The organism is Sphingobacterium sp. Mn56C, from assembly GCF_049319645.1.
In the GTDB taxonomy this organism is placed as follows: domain Bacteria; phylum Bacteroidota; class Bacteroidia; order Sphingobacteriales; family Sphingobacteriaceae; genus Sphingobacterium.
Genome location: NZ_JBMOUC010000001.1, coordinates 229,556 through 248,697 on the forward strand (window position 1 = coordinate 229,556; position 19,142 = coordinate 248,697).

Sequence of the window (19,142 nt, forward strand, 5' to 3'; positions counted from 1 at the left end):
AGGTTAAGCTGTCTAAAAGCTTCTGTTAAACAGTTCGAGATTTGGACCTATATTTTCATAAAAAATAGCAACTCAAAAGGGGCGTTGCTATATGGTTTCCCTTGGGGATAATGCAGCCAGCGGGTTCCAACCAGGAAGGCCGAGTTAGGGTATAGGATAGGGGACTGCGGGGCTGAAGGTATGCAATTCCCTGTGGGCAGTCATGGTCTGCCCAAGAGGAGCATTAACATACAGCAATATTTTTTAAGGGATGCACAGCACATAAGCGTAATTCCGCAGCATGCATAAGCGTTTTAAAATTGTGCCCTTTAAATAAAGATCAGAATGATTCACAATAGCCACCGTTCAAATTCCAAAACGGCGAACTTATTCAGTCCACCGTTTATTTTACTTCCACCAATAGTAATAATTGTGATTACCATCGTATTCAAAACCACAACGTGGATACAGCTTATTGCCTATAGCGTTTGTTTTTTCGGTTTCCAGCATCAATCCACAAGCCCCTGTTTCATCGCACCATTGTTTTGCCCGATCTATCAAGGCCACGGAGAACCCATTACCTCGGTAATCGGGATGAACAAACAAATCACTCAGTAACCACTGCTTTTGAAGCTTGATATAATGGTAGAGTTTAAACAACTGCACAAATCCGACAGCATGTGCGCCAGCATACAAGACAAAAATATGCGACTGCTCATTGTTCAACCTCTCCTGTATAAATGCTTTGCATTTCTGGTAATCGTCAGCTTGGCGATAAAAAATACGATAAAGGTTAAATAACGCTGCTGTTGTGTCCAAATCTTTAAGTCCTACTTTTTTAATAGTGTATTCCATTTCGATAAATTATTTTGATTTATTGCACAAAAATATCAGCTTCCAGACTTAACTTAATGGTACAGTTTAGGGATAAGTAGGTAGTCCAAAAAAAACTAAATTACTGTTCCATATTACACCAATCATCTTTCCGTATTGCGTACAAAAAATTCAATCGGGATGTTCCATCCATATAGGTTACAACCTCTTCCGCAATTTTTTTTGCACCGATACGCGCGATGGCAATCTGCGACCGGATATTATTTGCCCCGATATGGAAATACACCATGGAAAGGGATTGAAAAATATAATCCAATAAGGTGGCCTTTACCAAACGGTTAACACCCTTCCCCCAATACGAAACGGCATAAAAGGTATAACCCACAAAAACACTTTTTTCCTGCTCCTTGTAGTTGTAAATACGTGTGCTTCCAATACAAGCGCCGGATGTTTTATCTACAATTTTGAATGCACCCTTACTTTGCAAAGCAAGGGCAAAGAATGTTTTAAAGACTTCCCTTTTCCAGCGGTCATGATTCGGGTGCTGTTCCCATATTTTGGGGTCGGCTGCTATAGCATAAAGATCTTCGAAATCTTTATGCTGCAAGGGATAAAGGATGGCTTCTTCGTTTTCCAATATAGGCTGAGTGTTGATGCTCATATTTCTAAAAATTAAAACTCGTTATAGTTTATCTTAATGGTTGAACTTAGGGGTACTGCTACACAAGGTAAAATCAACCCCTGCTGTAAATGCGCTTGAGAAAGGATAAAATTCCTTTTTAAACGAACTTCGCCCTCTTCCAATTTGCAGACACAAGAACCACAGGTGCCGATGCAGCAGGAATGTGGTGCCTCTATACCGGCATTGCGCATTGCTTCAAGCAAAGATATCGCTTTGTGCCATTGGATATGATTTGTGTCAGCACCTAGTGTTAATATTACCCTTACGCTTTCCGGTTTGGCGTCATTGCCTTCGGCGACTTTAGTTTCTTCTGTTGGGTTCATATGCTATTTTTGTTCGTTTTCACTTATACCTGAAACAGTCAAGTACCAAGCCCGAAATTTGAAATCTTCCCGGCTTAGCGACAGGGCATCGTGCTTGATAAAAGAATGGTGTTGTCATTTTACGCTATTTTAGATTTATGCCTCATATTCATACACTTCGATTTCCATAGCAGAAAGTAAATTTTGCAAGGCTGCTAGCTCGTTAGCACAAAGCGGTTTTAACGGACTTTTTAAGCCCCCTCCGCCTATTCCCAAGAGGTCTAAACCGGCCTTAATGGAACGTGGTAGACCTTTTGCCAGTATGAATGTCAACAAATCCATCTGTTTGTAAAATAAACCCTGGGCTTTCTTCAAGTCATTGTTCTGTACAGCTTCATACAGCGCAATATTGAGCTCGGGTATCAAATTAGGAGCGGCAGTACACCAACCCCTTGCGCCTGCAGAAAAAGCGGAAAGTGCTAACGGATTGGATCCGTTGAAAAATGCAACTTCCTCACCCAATTCTTTTTTCAAATAATGCATACGCTGTATGTCGCCTGTACTTTCCTTTATCATGGATACGTTAGGAATTTCCAATAGGCGTTTCAGCAATTCTGGCGACATATCCACCCCGCCTGTGGCAGGGTTGTTATATGCCATTATGGGGATGGATATTTTGGACGCAACAGCATCGTAATGTTTAACAATTTCGTCATCGGTCAGTTTCCAATAACTCATGGGTATAATCATGACAGCCGTTGCACCTGCTTTTTCGGCAAATTGTGCATGGTAAATAGTTTTCGATGTAGTAAGGTTTGAAACGCCTACTAAGGTAGGTACTCTGCCTGCTACCTGTTGTATGGTAGCTTCTGTTAATGCTTCTTTTTCGACATCATTAAGGTAAGGCATTACACCGGTACTTCCCAATGGAGCGATACCATGAGCGCCGACTGTTACCAAGCGTTCAACCTGTTTTTTGAATAATGGGATATCAATATTCTCGTTGTCGTCAAACGGTGTAATGGCATAAGCGATTACACCCTTAAATGGCACTTTATTCATGTAATTCATGTATAGTTGTTTGTTAAAAGTTAAAAGTCTCTGCCCTCTTCCTCCCGTAATGCTACGCCTAAGTTTTGCAGTTGTGGCGCATTTTCACACGCGATGTATTTTGCAGCCTCAGTATCGCTAAGGTTTTGGTGCTGATGCCAAGCCCAGGATGGAATGTACACTGCATCGCCAGCCTGCCATTCTACAATTTCATCCTCCACGCGTGACCAACCTTTGCCTTCGATAACATACAGTATGGTTTCGTAGGTATGACGGTGCAGCTGTGTTTTTTGTCCGGGTAACAAACCGCCAATGGTCATACTGACATTTTTACTCGGTAAATCCACAAAGAAAACCGGATGTTTTCTTTCCTCCGAAAAATGGCTATGTACACCTGTATTTTCAACATTCTTATGAATGATGTGTGACGGCTTTACATAGGTTGGCCTTGCAAACGTCTGATGAAAGTCTTTTGAGCTAAACTGCTTCTGTTCTGCATGGATTGATTTTTTAACTTCTCTTGCTGTTTCTAAATTTGCCATAATGGTTTTTTTTATTGTTTTTTTGCACTATTGCTATACAAAATATTGTACCTTTGGACCATTGTAATGATACAGTTCTATTAAAAATAGATAGTCCAGATGTTAAGAGGTTGGAAATTTGAAATACAGTTAAATGAACAATCGGATAAACCTATTTATCTGCAAATAGCCGATGCCATTATAAAAGATATTCACTCGGGCAGGTTAAAGCCCGGCGATGCCTTGCCCGGCAGTAGAAAGCTATCACAACTTTTGCAAGTCAACCGCAATACGGTGGTAGAAGCCCTAAATGTACTGCAAATCGAGGGGTGGCTCATCTCTAAAGAAAGACAAGGAACCTTTGTTGCCGATGCATTACCCGATTTTATAAACATACATACCGCCAACCAGGTCATAGCTGCTCCAAAAAATACAGCAATTAAACCTTATCATTTGCAGGTTGATGATGGAAGCCCGGATAGTAAAATTGCGCCCATTACAGAATTAGCAAGGGCATACCGCCAAATCTTCAATCAAAAGGCAAGGTGGCAGATGATGGGGTACGGCAATGAATTGGGCGATTTGGAATTTCGAAAATCTATTGTCCAAATGCTCAATCATCAAAGGGGTATGCAAGTAACCGAACAAAATATCTGCATCACCCGTGGCAGTCAAATGGCGATGTATCTCACGGCTCAGTGTTTATTTGCGAAAGGCGATTATGTACTGGTCGAAAATCCGGGATATAAGCCTGCATGGAAAGCGTTTGAGAATGCAGGTGCAAAGCTTTTGCCAGCAAGGGTAGACCAGGATGGTTTGCTGATGGAGGATGTAATCGCTTATCTGCATTCGGGCGTAACAATAAAAGCGATTTATGTTACACCGCACCGCCAATATCCGACTACGGTAACATTAAGTTTAACAAGAAGGCTGGAATTGATAAGGCTTTCCAACACATATGGTTTTATGATTATCGAAGATGATTACGATAATGAGTTTCATTTTGGTTATCGTCCTATCTTGCCTTTGTCAAGTTTTACGGAACTAAAGCAATATGTTTACATTGGCACAATGAGTAAAGTTGTTGCACCCGCTCTCCGTATCGGCTATTTAGCAAGCGGCGACAGTGCGTTGATTGAAAAGGTTGGTAGTTTGCGAAAGATTATTGATGTACAGAGCGACAGTATTATGGAACAGGCTGTTTTGCAACTTTTCAAAGACGGCACAATAAAGCGGCATATTAAAAAGGCAACTAACCACTACAGAGCAAAACGGGATTTTACGGCATCTGTGCTTTATACCCATTTGAAGGACAAAGCGACGTATACCATTCCTGATGGTGGTTTAGCTTTTTGGATTGTTCCTAATAAGCAAGCGGACTGGTTGCAGATTTCCCAAAAATTGCATGGCAGGGGTATTAAAATTATCACTCCCGATGTTTATAGCTTTGATAAACCTATAAACGGTATACGATTAGGCTTCGGTTCGCTTTCTGAAAAGGAGTTAACGGAGGGGATTATGGCATTAGCAACCTTGCTGTAAATCTAGGTTATTTTTTGTTGCCATACATTGATTATATTCAATAGATCCAGCATAATGCTTTAATACGCTCAACCTTTATTCGCGTAATTTAAGAAGGAGGTGTATTTTCTAAAAGTCGGGCAACATCAATCGACCGTGGCTGTATACCTAACATTTATAGGTATACTTGTATTTTATGCCATTAGCTACAGAAGAGACTGTGATTAGGTGGCTATTCTATAAATTTATTGAATAGATTTTTTACCTTTGCAGGAGGAATACCAACTAGGAGTGAAGGTATTAGCTAATTGATATTAAAAATGAACAAACGAGAATTTAAAGACAAGGTATATACGGAATTATCTAAAATTGTCAAGGCAATGGCAAACCCACATCGGTTAGAAATCATAGACCTATTGGCACAGGGGCAGTTTAGTGTAGAGCAAATAGCAAAGAATACGGGGCTTTCCATAGCCAATACTTCCCAGCACTTACAGAACCTCAAAAATGCCAAGCTGGTCAAGATAAGCCGTAACGGCAATTTTATTAACTATTCGCTTGCCAGCGAAAGTATGTATAGCACGATGGTGTCGCTTCGGGAATTGGGCATGACTTTCAATGCTGAAGTAGAAAAAGTAATCCATGATTTTCGGGGCGGTCAAAGCGGAGATATGCAGGCTATTGATGTCGACAAGTTGGCCTCCATGCTCGACAATGACGAAGTAATACTCTTGGATGTACGTCCTGAAGAGGAATATAATAGAGGACATATTCATAAAGCATTATCAATACCGATAGAGGATTTGGGGAATTCTTTAAAGAAATTTCCGAAACGAAAAATGCTTGTAGCGTATTGCCGAGGTCCCTTTTGTGTTTTTGCCGATGAGGCCGTTGCAATGCTTACCGAAAACGGCTACAATGCAGTACGCCTGGATGATGGCTTTCCTGAATGGGCGTTAAAAGGTTATCCTGTGGAAAAGGTCGAAGTTTCGTAAAGATAAGGATCAGACTTTCATATTGGGGCATCTCATTTTTAATGGGATGCCCCTTTTATTTTTGCTTCCTTATAGCTGTTTTTTAAAGGTTTAGAATAATTCAAAACAAACTATTCAATAGAATTATTGAATAGTTTGTTTTTTTCTTTATCTTTGTACTCATAAATTATATCAGTTATGCGTACACCGGAAATAGCAGTATTAGGACTTCAACAAATGTTTGAGGACGGCAAAGAAGTAGTGGTATTAGACATTAGGCCACAGGAGCAAAGAGCAGAATGGCATATTGCCGGCAGTGTTCACCAGAATGTGTATGCCGGTCTTGTAAGCGGAGATAAGACGGTCTTTGATGATACAACTTTTGACAAAGACACACCCATTGTAACCGTATGTGCCGGAGGTAAAACAAGCCTTATCGCCGCCAACTTATTGAACGAAAAAGGCTATAATGCTTTATCGTTACAGGGCGGTATGAAAGCGTGGAATTATGCTTGGAACACGGCAGAAATAAAAGACGACAATGTAACGATTGTACAGGTAAGACGGGTAGCCAAAGGTTGTCTTTCTTATATCGTTGGCTCCGAAAAGGAAGCTATTGTCGTGGATGCGTCTTTAGATCCAGATGTATATATGGAATTGGCGAAAAGTTACGGTTGGACGATTAAATTTGTAATGGATACGCATATTCATGCTGATTATATTTCGCGCAGCATGGAATTGGCGGAAGCAACCGGAGCAACGCAGCTATTTACAGAGAACGCAGGCGTGGATTATGATTTTGTGCCCCTTAGTGACAGACAGGTTGTACCTTTTGGTGCAGCTGAACTTACGGCGATATTTACTCCTGGGCATACAGCCGAAAGTATTTCGTACTTGGTAGCCGATACTTACCTACTGACGGGCGATACCTTATTTACCGATGGTGTGGGAAGGCCTGATTTGAAAGCTGACCACGAACAGGGGCTAAAGAAAGCCGAGCAGTTATTTAATTCGTTGGGTCGAATTTTAACCCTAAGCAAGCACGATTTATTTATCCTACCTGCACATACTTCAAATACCATCACATTTGATGGGACAATCATCGGCGATAGTTTGTCTAATCTTTCTAAAAACATTGCCTTGTTGCAATTAGACAAAGAAGCGTTTATCGAACAGACCATGAAGCGTATTCCCCCAACCCCGCCCAACTACCTACAGATTGCGACCCTTAATAAAAGCGGAAACTACGAGGGTATCAACCCCGCTGATTTGGAAGCAGGAGCCAACCGATGTGCTGTTTCATAAGCAAATCATCGTGGCAACAGAAAGGAGTTGTATGGAGGAATTGGGTAATTGGATAGCAACGGCAGAACAAACCCTAACCTATTAAAACAGTATTTTAAATGAAGAATATACAATTAGGATTAAAAGAAAACTGGCAACAATTTACCTTGCTCGTCCTGGTCAATATGATGGTGGGCGGTATGGTTGGTTTGGAAAGAACCATTGTGCCTTTGGTCGGAACAGAGGTTTTTAACATCCAATCAGACGTTGTTGTCTTTTCGTTCATCATCGCCTTTGGCGTGGTTAAAGCGTTCACCAACCTGATCTCGGGTGTCTTGGCAGATAAGTACACCCGCAAGAAAGTATTGATTTGGGGTTGGCTTGTCGGTTTACCTGTTCCGTTTTTATTGGCTTTTGGACCATCGTGGAACTGGATATTATTTGCCAATATTTTACTTGGTGTAAGTCAGGGCTTGGCCTGGTCCATGACTGTCAATATGAAGATTGATTTGGTCGGCAAGAAAAGCAGGGGCTTGGCAATGGGATTGAACGAGGCTGCAGGTTACGGAGCAGTTGGGTTGACCGCATTGGTAACGGGTTATCTGGCATCGTATTACGGACTAAGACCGGAACCTTTTTATCTTGGTATTGCTTACACGATTGTAGGGGTAATGCTGTCCATCTTCCTGGTAAAGGATACACGGAAACACGCCCAGTTGGAAGCTGCTCAAATTCAGGCGACCACATTGGGCGAAGAAGCCCATAAGCCGAATTTGTGGTGGGTATTCAAACAAACATCATTCAAAAACAAAAACCTGTTTTCGATTTCGCAGGCGGGTTTGATTAACAACCTGAATGACGGGATGTCCTGGGGCGTATTCCCTTTGCTCTTTATGTCTATGGGTGTCGGCTTGGAGGGTGTTGGGTGGATTAAAGCCGTTTATCCTGTCGTTTGGGGCGTAGGGCAAGTCGTAACAGGCCCCTTAGCCGATAAATGGGGAAGAAAACCGCTTATTGTTTGGGGGATGTTTGTGCAAGTATTCGGGCATATCGTAATCGGTATGGAGTTCTTGGACCCCTTGACTGCCGGCTTGGTTGGTTCGGTGCTGTTAGGTTTGGGTACGGCAATGGTTTACCCGGCTTTACTGGCTGCCATAAGTGATGCCGCCCACCCAACTTGGCGAGCTTCTTCTCTGGGGGTATACCGCTTTTGGCGTGATATGGGGTACGCCGTAGGTGCGTTAATGGCCGGTGTTGTCGGCAACTTCTTCGGACTGATGTGGGCAGTCCACCTCGCGGGTATCGTTACGCTCCTTTCGGGTATTGTCGTTTGGGTACGGATGAAAGAAACATTGGAAAAATAACACGTTCAATTCGCAAAAATAATTAAGGAATAATGGAAAGTAGAAGAAATTTTTTAAAAACAGGGGCTTTATTTGGTGCGGCTTGTCTTACTTCGCCATTGGTTGCCTCGCCGTTGGTCGGCTTCAATAGGGAACAAAAGGGTATGGAGGATATATATATTATCGATGCCTCTTCGGGAGGAGATCTCTTTTTTCTGCGGATATTTGACCCTACGCTGGCACAGACCAGCTATATGGTCGGCAACAGGCAAAGCAGGGAGGTTATTGTCGTGGATCCGAAACGTGATATGGATACGTATCTGAAAATTGCAGAAGATAACAGCCTGCAGATAACAAGGGTAACAGAAACCCATATCCACGCTGACTATTTGAGTGGTGCGCCGGAGCTGGCTCACGCTACGGGAGCGGAATTGGTACTATCGGGAGAAACGGACCCCGATTGGAAATATGAAATTCCGCATAGTCCAATCAAAGACGGCGATAAAATCACAATGGGCAACATCATTTTGGAAGCGATGCACACGCCGGGGCATACGCCCGAAAGTTTGACGTTTTTGGTAACAGATCTTTCTGTATCTTCTAGTCCTCAAAAAGCACTGACAGGGGATTTTATTTTTGTAGGCGATGTTGGTCGTCCGGATTTGCTGGAGAAAGTTGCCGGACAGGCTGGTTCGCAGGATAGGGGAGCAAAACAGTTGTATGCCTCCATACAGCTTTTTTCACTACTTCCTGACGATTTAGAGATTTGGCCGGGGCACGGAGCAGGCTCGTTTTGTGGTAAATCGCTAAGTGATGTACCACAATCTACCTTAAAGCAGGAGAAGTTGACAAGCAAAGCTTTTCAGTTTAGCAACGATGTGGAAGGGTTTGTAAAGTATATCCTTGACGGACAGCCGGACCCGCCGAAATACTTTGCCACGATGAAACAATGGAACAGGATACCTCGCCCCTTGTTGGTTGAAGTTCCAAAACGCCAAAAATTAAGCAAAAGCGATTTCCTGACCGCTCAGAAAAATGGTTTGACTGTGGTTGATACCCGAAAACTGACAACCATTATCAAGGGGTATATCCCAAATAGCCTGCATATTGAGGGTAATACATCATTTTCAACCTTTATGGGCTGGTTATTGGATTATCAAACGCAGTTTGTGCTGATTGCAGATGAAAATGAAATCGAGGATTTAAACCGAAAGCTGATGCGTATCGGTATGGATAATATGTACGGATATGTCAACAATCTGCAGTCATTGGGCATTCCTTTACAACAGTCGAATGTGATATCCAAAACAGAACTTAAGTCTCTTTCTAATGCCAAAAACATTCAAATTATTGATGTACGCAGTAAGGACGAATACCAATCCGGTCCTATCTCAACGGCAGAGAATATCGTATTGGCAGACTTGGAAAACAGCTTCAGCAAAGTAAGCAAAGACAAACAGGTTATTGTACACTGCAAGAGCGGAACCCGTGCCGCAATGGCGTATTCTATGCTTAAAAAACACGGTTTTGAGAAGGTAAAAATATACATAGGGGATTTAGAGGGGTTGATAGATCATAATAATTAGTCGTTTGGTTTTACATTAAATGCTGCCATACGGTTATGCATAAGCAAAATAACGGTTTACTTAAAACGGAAAATTAAGTAGAGCGGCTGTCTTTGCTATGCGTGTCTACCTACAGCAATATATGCTAAGGATACACGCACTGGCATTTCGGCTATGTTCCATATGTATCCTAAATATTTAATAATTTATCAATTAATTAAATACAAAAAAAAATTGTAATTTAGTGGTCTACAATTATTATTAACTAATGGATGGAAAGAATTTTGGTCCTTATGCTTCCGTATATGCAGATTATCGATGGCAGGCCAAACAAAATGAAATTTTCGAAAGAGACAACAATCAATGTGTGATTTGTAACGATGGAAATAACCTACATTTACACCATCGTCAGTACCATTATATTCGTAGAACAAAACAATTTAAGGCGCCATGGGAGTACGAAAACAACTTACTGGTTACCTTATGTAAACGATGCCTCGTTAAAGGACATAGTCATTATCAGATACCAACAAAATTAATCTAACATTTAATCTTATTTTAACCCTTCACCTAAACCATGGGAATATTTGATTTCTTTAAAAAACAACATAAAAGCACAGAAGAAAAGGCGGAAGAAAATGGTAATATTTTAATTCCGGAAAAGGTTTTTATTGAAAAAATTGATGCCGAATCGCCCGCAAACTTAAATACGGCTGTGGGTATTCAGGCCATTTACAACTACCTTAAATTAGACTTCGAGAGTAAGGGGTTTAACGATGCTCTAGTGAGTCCAGATGAAAAGTATAAACAGGATAACCTTAAATTAATAAAGTATGATTTAGAAATTATACTCCACCAGGTAAAAACCTATCACGATTCCATGGTAAAGGAGATTGATTTTCATATCAGCTCGCGCTCGCGTGCCGGACTTGTGGATCTGGTTGAGGAGTTGCAGACGAAAAAAGCGGATTTGCTGGAGCATATGGGTAAGGTGTATGAAATTGACAAGTCTTTAAAAGAGGATACCGGTTTATTTGAAAGAGCAATTTTGGCCTATCAACGTGGTTTTACCAAAGGTTTATCCTCAATTACACAATCAACTTTATTAATGAAGGAGTTTTAATATGAAAGATTGGTGGTTAAAATTTGGATGCTGGCTTACAGGATTCAACTATAAGCTTGTAAAACATTCCAGTGAAATAAGCTCCAAAAATGTTAAAAAATATACCTCCGCATTGCTATTAATTATGCTGGTATGGGTATTTATAGGTTACACTTTTGCTATGCGTTATCTGCATACCGGTATTTTTGGGGGTGTTGTTGCGGCGTTAATCTGTGCTTTTGTGATTTTACAAATTGAACGTATTATTATATTGTCGTCCAAGTTAAGTAAAGTATCAACGGCATTTCGGGTAGTTTTGGCCGTTATTATGGCACTTATTGGTTCCTTTATTATGGATCAGATTATCTTTAAGGAAGATATTGAGCTTAAAAAGGTGCAGCTTATGGACGAACGTGTTAAGGATGCTGTAAAAAATAGCGAAGCAGATTTAAGAAACCAGATTGCTAGTTACGACTCTACCTTATTAAACCTCAATCAAAAGGCTAGTTTCATCAGCAGTGAGCTGCAAAAAAATCCCGTTATTGTTACCAGCTATACGAATACCTCGGTAACGCGGGATAGGGAAGGTAATAATGTGAATACCACCAACTCTACCAATAAATCCATATTAGAGAATCCAAAGAAATTTGAGCTCGAGCAGACATTAAAACAAATAGAAGCCTTAACAAACAAAAAGTTTGAAGTTGAAGCCTCAATTGGTCCGCTGAAAAAACAAAAGGAAGAGGAGCTTCGTAAAACATCTGGATTTATCGATGAAATCGAAATACTGCATAGCGTTATTACCACATCGAATCTGGCACTTTTTATTTACCTGCTATTTTTATTCTTCTTTTTGTCGATTGAGCTTTTTGTGGTATCCCTAAAACTTTGGGATAGCGAATCGGATTACGATAAACTAATCCGACATCAAACGGAGGTGAGGTTAAAGATGTTAGAGAAATTGTCGCCTTAAGGTTTGCGATTGTTACCGGTACAGTCTTTAGACATTTCCGCTGATTGTGGGGTACGATTCCTTAACTCCTAATCGCTTGCGACAGAGCAAGGTGGCTAATTATGCAAATCCACTGCTCTGGAGCAGAGCCGACAACCACAAAAAAAAGCTGTTGTTTTGGTAATAAAGCCTGAGAAGGCTATATGTAGGTTTTCCTTTGTATAGCCTTCTTAATTCACCCAATCAACCCAATCAACCCAATCAACCCAATCAACCCAATCTACTCCACTCACCAAACTCAGCAGACTCAGTAGATTTATTTATAAGCATGTAGTAGGGAGGGGAGGAATCTCAGGTTTACCTATATTCTTTCCTTACGCGATTTATCGCTTATCCGCTGGTATTTTACCCGATCGCCATTTTATAGAAACCACCATTCGCATTCCTTCATAAGTTGCCGTTCATAGAATTAAGTCGGCCTGATGCGCGGTGTAAGATGGTAATGTGTATTCAATTTTTCAGGGCGTACTGTTCCTGTAAACGGTATCGTCAAAAGATAGGAGCTGTTTAACCATGCTGCTGTTAAGCGATTTGTTTTTAAGGATATAGGTGCTTTTTAATTATCGGGTTAACCGAAAGTATAGGTGAAATGGTGAATTTTTTATATAAAAATGTACCTTTGTGCTCCATAATTAAAAACGATACTATATTTTATAAAGTAATTTACATAAAGCATGATTTTTTTCTATACACGTTATGATTATACCTTAGGTCAAAAACGTATTACGGGAGTGTTAAAAAATAAAGAGTTGCCCGAACAGCTGGATTTGTATATGGTAACGCCAGGGATAAAGTATTTTGGACTTCCTGTAGGCGGTGGTTTTGTGAAAATGTCGCGTCTTTATAATGCCAACGGCGATTTGATTCCAGTAACTGATTATTCTCCTGAAATTAAAGAAACGGTTAAGGCCTTTAAAAGTAGCGTTAGCATTCCTTACTTTCAGTTGTGGAAGGGCTACCTTTCGCTACTTGTCATCGCTCTTGTTGGTGCTGTTATTTACGCTATAAAGACAGGGCAAGATGGAAAACAGTATAAAAATGATATACAAAACATGACCACAGCGTTACAACAAATACATGCCGGACAGTTGTATGGGGTTACTTTTTTTACCGATGCTGAGGGCAATAGTATCGAAGGTCTTCCTGCGGGATGGATTCGTGTCAATAAGGTGGATGCAGATACCTTATTTATTCAGCGTTCTGTGGCTACCGCTAGGAGTAAGGTCATATTTAAAATGGACGATATCGCGTCAATAAAACCAGAAACAGATAGCGACTGGAATCCGAAAATCGAAAAAATAAACTATTCCTCACTCAAGAAATCTTTACAAGAGGAAGGAAAGAAACGATTTGATCTCTTGTATATCGGTTCTGACTATGAAAATTACCGCGGCGTTATTATGTCCATCAATGCGGCTGAATAGAGATTTGTCGGTTTGCATAATAGAAGTTTGATGCGGTAGCCTGGCAGAACAGACTGCATAGCTTTTACCTCAAAAAACATAATTTATTCGCACAATAACGCAATGGCAGAAAAATAAGCCCTCTTTAGCTTGGACAGCTGAGGAGGGTTTTATTTTTCCTTTTAAAGCAAAGTGCCCGCTAATTGTATAATACTCCAAGAAACGGAGGCCCGGTTTGGTCAATGTATGTATGCCAGAGGCACCTGCCTAGTAAATAAAATATATTATATTGTATTATATCTACAACTGACGAATAACTACCTACCTACGACCTGCATTCCGCCATAAATATGCCCACAGCCTTAATATCGGCCAAAGTTATTGCAGAACGCCGAAAAAGGTGAGCCGATGAACCATAGTCCCCCCTAAACCCCTAAACCCCTAAACCCTTTAAAGAATAAGGCCTGACGGCCACATTAATAAGAAATGTAAGTCCTCCTACTAATAATTTTTTATACCTTCGTTTTAGACAAAAAAAACTACTGTCCTATGCTAATAGAAGTTGCTATATTAAATATAAAAGAGGGTAAAAATGCTGATTTTGAAAGGGATTTTCAGGAAGCAGGGAAATACATCGCCGCTACAGCAGGCTATATAAAGCATAGTCTTAAGCGATGTGTAGAAATTGAAAACCAATATATCCTATTGGTAGAATGGGAATCTATAGAAGCGCATGAAATAGGGTTCCGACAGTCTCCACAATATAACGAATGGAAGGCCCTGTTGCATCATTATTACGAGCCATTTCCGCAGGTCTTACATTATATATAGGTAAGCCCTAAGCTACACTGCAGGTAAAAGACCTTAGTCCTTATTATTTATTCTTTCTTCCTGTTGAAGAATTATCTGTTCCAATTCCTCCTTCGACAATTTACGGTATGCTTGGGCATAATCCTTATGGATATACACCTTCTGTTTATGATAAATGTCTATAGGTTGAATAAATTTGTTACGAGGTGATTTTCCAAGGAGATTAGTAATTTCAGACGTCTTTTTATTCTTCACATCTTTGCCCATTTTATAATGAATTATTTTAGACGTTACTGGTGTATTCAATAATCCATCCATTATAAATTTATCCAATTTATGCGCTAGAATTCTATTCTTATCGATTGTTTTCTTGCCAATACGTTTTCTTCTATCAATGATATCCTTAATTTTTTCTGTCAATTCATTTTTTGCTGGAATAGGGTAGTTGGGGTTTGCGAAGTTATAATATACCTGTCCAAATAAGTGCGCAATATTTACCATTTTGCCAATGGTTAAACCTACGTTCCCCGCCATAATATCCCGTACATTATCCGTATTTGACCTAATAAGGCGCGCAAAGTCATTGATGTCTAAGCCTGATTTTTTGAGGTATTTCTCCACCTGTTTCCCAAATTCAATTTTATATTCCGTTTCTGTCTTCATAAATTTTTTATTTGATAATATTTTGTTAACTCTATCTAATTGTGTATCTTTGTGTAAGTGATGTGGTTATCATGCTGTAGGGGCGGTTTAATCGAAGTTCTTATTGCAAACCATAAACCGCCAGGCTATGTCATAAAGCCCATGTTGGTCACTTGCTTTTTAACTAATTTGTAGCGATTTTTTGATCGCATTATTTTGACAGTTTTTTCCTTAAGCGAAGTTCTCCAGGTCTCCAAGCGTTAAAGGGTTTAAACAAATAGATTGCGCGTGTATTAAGTACTTCGCATAACCTTTATTAATTATGAGCAAAACACATAACACATAACATAAAATTTGAATGGTAAACCGTTTACATCCGCGTTATAATCGCGTATAGAGGTCTTCATTTCAGGATTATTGTCAGAACGAATACTGCCCATCAAGATGAGCATGTTAAAATAATAGACGAAGAAGAGGGGCGACGCTTTTGTCTTTCGGCACATATGGTATAGTAAACAAGCGCACCTCTTCGGCTGTCTGAAACCGGTCATACCAAATGAAATGTATATACATAAGGTTTATGCTACGGGCTGTAATTTTATTGTTGGCGCTATAAAATTAACATTCTTTTTCATCTACTACAAATACCATTTAATTAAATGACCGGTTTTTAAAAACCTTTAACCCGCAAAAGATTTAAAAGGTCTGTCCTTACTAAGGGATACATCCAAACGAAGTTCCAGCATGCAGTTATATCTGTATGCATGTATACCTTAATAAAGAACCATGTATGGTTATACATAAAAAATATATCGATACAAAAAAATAGAATAACAAATACATGAAAATCGTTTGGTAAGCTTTAGGCTTTAGCAGGTATAGGCTATGGTCGATACCTTACGACAATAGTTGAGCTAAAAAATTGTTTATATAATAGTGTTCTGTTTGTTTTCAGTATCCAAAATCTTAGCATAGCCCGATTGTAAAGAAAGGGCTTTTGCTAGGGTGGCGGATATTATAGCAAAGAGCGAATTATCCCGATTTCCCCATCCATCTTCTTACACACTATACCTTCCTTTTTTTTTATATAAATTTCACTTCGGTATTAAATATTAAATTTACCCTTTCCCCTTTTCCCTTTTGCAGGCAAGCAATGGGCAAGCCTATACGTTAAGGTCAATTATAATTTAATGGCGAGCTACTTGCTGTTAAACTAAAACCTATTGCCTACCATAAAAATTTATTTTTAATTTAATACAGCTTAATCTTATCTTTACATAAACATGTGCACCTACTAAAGCATGGTACAGCTTATCCGAGATCAAAATTTTACCTTCAGATTACAACAATAGCACTTGCTTTTTGATTGGAACGGTAAAAAAGTCAATAAATTATTATCTTTGCACGGAAGTTATTTGATATAATAAAGAATGAAAAGATATGGCAAAAAAGAATTACGTATCAAACTCTAGTGAATCTATACGAATGTTTAAAAGTGATTTCCTGGAATCATTAAGTAAAGTTCATTTTATAGTTCCTGTTATTTTTTATGTTCCTGTCATCCTCTATTTTTCGTGGAAAGCGCTAGGCCCAGGCGAATTAGGTATTTGGAATTATTTAGGCTTTTTTGTGTTTGGATTGTTATTCTGGACAATCTTTGAATACGCTTTGCACCGATGGGTATTTCATTATCACCCAAAGAATAAATTTTTAAAGCGTGTGCATTGGATTTTTCATGGTATTCATCACGATTATCCTAAAGATCGTTTACGTTTGGTGATGCCACTGTCGGCAAGTATACCATTGGCAACGTTGGTGTATTTTATGTTTACCCTTTTTTTCTCGAACGAATTTTATTTAGCCTCTTTTTTTTCAGGATTTATGGTGGGGTATCTGATTTATGACGAATGTCATTATGCAATGCACCATGCTAATTTTAAAAGTGGTATTATGAAACGGATTAAACAGCACCATATGTTGCACCACTATTCCGATCCTGAGAAGGGTTTTGGCGTAAGTTCTTCCATTTGGGATGGTATATTAGGCTCTGGTTTTGGTCCCGATGATAAGCAAAAGAATAAACCTAAAGCGGAAAAATAAGCGCGCTTAAAAAAAGAAAAATAAGAAGAAAATTAGTACAAATAAGGGCTGCAATTCTGCAGCCTTTTCTGTGCCCACTGCAAAAAAACTTTATTGACCAATTTTTAATATCCACATGGGGTATTTAATTTTTAAAAAAAATAATTGGATTTATATTTGTATAAATAGCATAAACATGCTATTTTAAAGTAAATATTTGCTATTTAGTTAAAATATAAAATATCTTATGTATTTTTGTGCTCACTAATGTAAGTTGGTCATTAATAGACTTATATTGGCATACCAACATCTACCAAATAATAGAGTCTAACAACTTATTAATATTAATGAAAAGTCATTTAACTTATCTACTATTATTTACGTTTGTATTTATTAGCATTTTAACAGCGAAGGCTCAAAAACGAAACTTTGAGGCGGCGTATAAGGAAATTTTTGACCGCACCCGAATAAGTGCAGAAGAGGCTTTAGCACGCAGTGATTCCCTATACAATACAGCAGACACGGATGAGGAAAGAATACGTTCCTTATTATTAAAAGCCGAAATCTATAAAAATAACGGAGAAATGTCCGATGCTTTGTATTATATTTTCCAAGCTAAACAGTTGGCAAATGTCAAAAAGCTATCCAAATATCAAATTTCTACCTCCGGCATGTTGGCGAGTTACTTTCGTGTTTCAGGTTTATACCAGGAAGCAAAAAACCATCTCAGCGATGCGGAAAGAGCAGTAGAGGAGCAGAAAGATAGTCCGACCTATTTTCTGACCAAAGGCAATATAGCGCAGGAAAAAGGTTTTGTAGCACAAAATACAAAGGATTATAATACAGCGCTGACATTTTTAACATCGGCGGAGCATTATTTTAGGCAGATCACAGATAGCACCTTAATGCAACGTTCTTTATTATCGCAGGCTACAAACGACCGGTTGGCAGCAGTATGTTACCTAAGCTTAGGCGATTTGCAGAGGTCTGACTCTTTAATTAACGCATCTTTGCAGAAATTATCGGGTAAAGAGAGTATTTTATTGCCTCAGATATACCGGATTAAAGCCGAACTATTCTTGGCACGCCAGCAATATGACAGTGCCCATTATTACTTACAATTAATAGAAAAAATAAACGCCACCTCTGAATCTTCCTTTTTAACAGCCGATTTGTATGAAACCTATGCCAAGTACTACCAAGCCATAGGTAAGTTGGATTTATCGATTTTGTATCGGGATAAATACCGCCAAAGTACATTAGAACAGCAGAATACGGGAAACAGGGTATTGGAGGAGTTATATATAAAGTTGGGGAAAGATAAGGAGTGGTATGTCAATCAGGTAACGGTAAGGAATGGGGTCATAGCCTTAGGATGTATGATTTTCATTGTTTTTATGGTATTTGTATTTTTTAAACGTGGAAAAGATCGGAAACGGTTTATGGAAATTATTTCTTCCCTAAACCGACGAGCGAATATTTCGATTACAAAGACAACAGTTCCGGAAGTTAGTACTGAAAAAAATGAATTGGCCATATCCGAGGCGACAGAAAATAGAATTCTATTAGCCTTAGAGCAAATCGAGAAGACCGATTACTTGTTGAATAAGGAAATGTCTTTAGCAACACTGGCAACAAGGTTGGATACCAATGAGCGTTATGTTTCTCTTTTAGTTAAAAAACACCGATCGACAGATTTTAAAAATTATCTTCAACATTTCCGTATCAACTATATCTTAAAACGTTTAGAAACAGAACCCGAGCTATTAAACTATAAATTATCTTACCTCGCAGAGATATCTGGCTTTTCCAGTCACAGCAAGTTTTCTGCAGTTTTTAAAGGAATTACCGGAATATCGCCTTCGACATTTATTAAATTTGCGCGAGAACATTCCACTACCGAAAATTTAAGTTAAACGGTTGTTTTACTAAGTATTAACTGCTATCAGTTTTCGGAAAACTGTTATTATTGCAGCTTATATTCTAGTCATTATGGTGTTTCTAGGCTTATTTTTGTTTCAGAAATTAAGACAGTAGTT

The 19,142-nt window shown here is 39.2% G+C and carries 18 protein-coding genes; 12 read left to right on the forward strand and 6 right to left on the reverse strand.

Features of this window, described 5'->3' with window-relative positions; translation table 11 throughout:
- Positions 1-387: 387 nt before the first annotated feature.
- The 5 genes from ACL9RF_RS01045 to ACL9RF_RS01065 all read right to left on the reverse strand — a co-directional run bounded on the left by ACL9RF_RS01045 (position 388) and on the right by ACL9RF_RS01065 (position 3,389).
- The gene (locus ACL9RF_RS01045; protein ID WP_422798734.1) at positions 388-834 is read right to left on the reverse strand and encodes a GNAT family N-acetyltransferase; all 447 of its coding nucleotides are present in this window, start codon (positions 832-834) and stop codon (positions 388-390) included.
- Between the two features lie 100 nt (positions 835-934).
- Positions 935-1,474 carry a GNAT family N-acetyltransferase gene (locus ACL9RF_RS01050; protein ID WP_422798735.1) on the reverse strand — a complete coding sequence of 180 codons (540 nt, stop codon included), beginning with the start codon at positions 1,472-1,474 and terminating at the stop codon, positions 935-937.
- A gap of 11 nt (positions 1,475-1,485) precedes the next feature.
- Positions 1,486-1,818 (reverse strand): 2Fe-2S iron-sulfur cluster-binding protein, encoded by a 333-nt coding sequence (locus tag ACL9RF_RS01055; protein ID WP_422798736.1) that lies wholly within the window; start codon positions 1,816-1,818, stop codon positions 1,486-1,488.
- A gap of 135 nt (positions 1,819-1,953) precedes the next feature.
- Positions 1,954-2,868: a dihydrodipicolinate synthase family protein gene (locus ACL9RF_RS01060; protein WP_422798737.1), complete on the reverse strand. Its 915-nt coding sequence runs from the start codon at positions 2,866-2,868 to the stop codon at positions 1,954-1,956.
- A gap of 20 nt (positions 2,869-2,888) precedes the next feature.
- On the reverse strand, positions 2,889-3,389 hold the full coding sequence (locus ACL9RF_RS01065; protein WP_422798738.1) for a cupin domain-containing protein: 501 nt from the start codon (positions 3,387-3,389) through the stop codon (positions 2,889-2,891).
- Positions 3,390-3,488: 99 nt separating this feature from the next.
- Here ACL9RF_RS01065 and ACL9RF_RS01070 point away from each other — a divergent pair, with 99 nt between their 5' ends.
- The 10 genes from ACL9RF_RS01070 (at position 3,489) to ACL9RF_RS01115 (ending at position 14,403) form a co-directional block, all read left to right on the forward strand.
- Complete coding sequence (locus ACL9RF_RS01070; RefSeq protein WP_422798739.1) at positions 3,489-4,910, forward strand: PLP-dependent aminotransferase family protein; 1,422 nt, start codon at positions 3,489-3,491, stop codon at positions 4,908-4,910.
- A 299-nt stretch (positions 4,911-5,209) separates the two neighbouring features.
- Positions 5,210-5,884: an ArsR/SmtB family transcription factor gene (locus ACL9RF_RS01075; RefSeq protein WP_422798740.1), complete on the forward strand. Its 675-nt coding sequence runs from the start codon at positions 5,210-5,212 to the stop codon at positions 5,882-5,884.
- Between the two features lie 177 nt (positions 5,885-6,061).
- Positions 6,062-7,168 (forward strand): MBL fold metallo-hydrolase, encoded by a 1,107-nt coding sequence (locus tag ACL9RF_RS01080; RefSeq protein ID WP_422798741.1) that lies wholly within the window; start codon positions 6,062-6,064, stop codon positions 7,166-7,168.
- 98 nt (positions 7,169-7,266) lie between these two features.
- Positions 7,267-8,511, forward strand: a complete 1,245-nt coding sequence (locus ACL9RF_RS01085; protein WP_422798742.1) for an MFS transporter — start codon at positions 7,267-7,269, stop codon at positions 8,509-8,511.
- Positions 8,512-8,543: 32 nt separating this feature from the next.
- A complete protein-coding gene (locus ACL9RF_RS01090; protein ID WP_422798743.1) occupies positions 8,544-10,076 on the forward strand; it encodes an MBL fold metallo-hydrolase in 1,533 nt (510 codons plus the stop codon).
- Between the two features lie 247 nt (positions 10,077-10,323).
- The gene (locus ACL9RF_RS01095) at positions 10,324-10,599 is read left to right on the forward strand and encodes an HNH endonuclease (RefSeq protein ID WP_422798744.1); all 276 of its coding nucleotides are present in this window, start codon (positions 10,324-10,326) and stop codon (positions 10,597-10,599) included.
- A 33-nt stretch (positions 10,600-10,632) separates the two neighbouring features.
- Positions 10,633-11,178, forward strand: a complete 546-nt coding sequence (locus ACL9RF_RS01100) for a hypothetical protein (protein WP_422798745.1) — start codon at positions 10,633-10,635, stop codon at positions 11,176-11,178.
- A gap of 1 nt (position 11,179) precedes the next feature.
- On the forward strand, positions 11,180-12,130 hold the full coding sequence (locus tag ACL9RF_RS01105) for a DUF4407 domain-containing protein (protein WP_422798746.1): 951 nt from the start codon (positions 11,180-11,182) through the stop codon (positions 12,128-12,130).
- A gap of 713 nt (positions 12,131-12,843) precedes the next feature.
- Entirely contained in the window at positions 12,844-13,593 is a 750-nt protein-coding gene (locus ACL9RF_RS01110) for a hypothetical protein (RefSeq protein ID WP_422798747.1), read from the forward strand.
- A 528-nt stretch (positions 13,594-14,121) separates the two neighbouring features.
- Complete coding sequence (locus ACL9RF_RS01115; RefSeq protein ID WP_422798748.1) at positions 14,122-14,403, forward strand: antibiotic biosynthesis monooxygenase family protein; 282 nt, start codon at positions 14,122-14,124, stop codon at positions 14,401-14,403.
- A 33-nt stretch (positions 14,404-14,436) separates the two neighbouring features.
- Here ACL9RF_RS01115 and ACL9RF_RS01120 read toward each other — a convergent pair whose 3' ends face one another.
- A complete protein-coding gene (locus tag ACL9RF_RS01120) occupies positions 14,437-15,045 on the reverse strand; it encodes a hypothetical protein (RefSeq protein WP_422798749.1) in 609 nt (202 codons plus the stop codon).
- 1,419 nt (positions 15,046-16,464) lie between these two features.
- Between ACL9RF_RS01120 and ACL9RF_RS01125 the strand changes: the two genes are divergently transcribed.
- Together ACL9RF_RS01125 and ACL9RF_RS01130 are read left to right on the forward strand one after the other, a co-directional pair.
- Complete coding sequence (locus ACL9RF_RS01125; protein ID WP_422798750.1) at positions 16,465-17,124, forward strand: sterol desaturase family protein; 660 nt, start codon at positions 16,465-16,467, stop codon at positions 17,122-17,124.
- Between the two features lie 326 nt (positions 17,125-17,450).
- Positions 17,451-19,019 carry a helix-turn-helix domain-containing protein gene (locus tag ACL9RF_RS01130; protein ID WP_422798751.1) on the forward strand — a complete coding sequence of 523 codons (1,569 nt, stop codon included), beginning with the start codon at positions 17,451-17,453 and terminating at the stop codon, positions 19,017-19,019.
- The last annotated feature ends 123 nt before the right edge of the window (positions 19,020-19,142 follow it).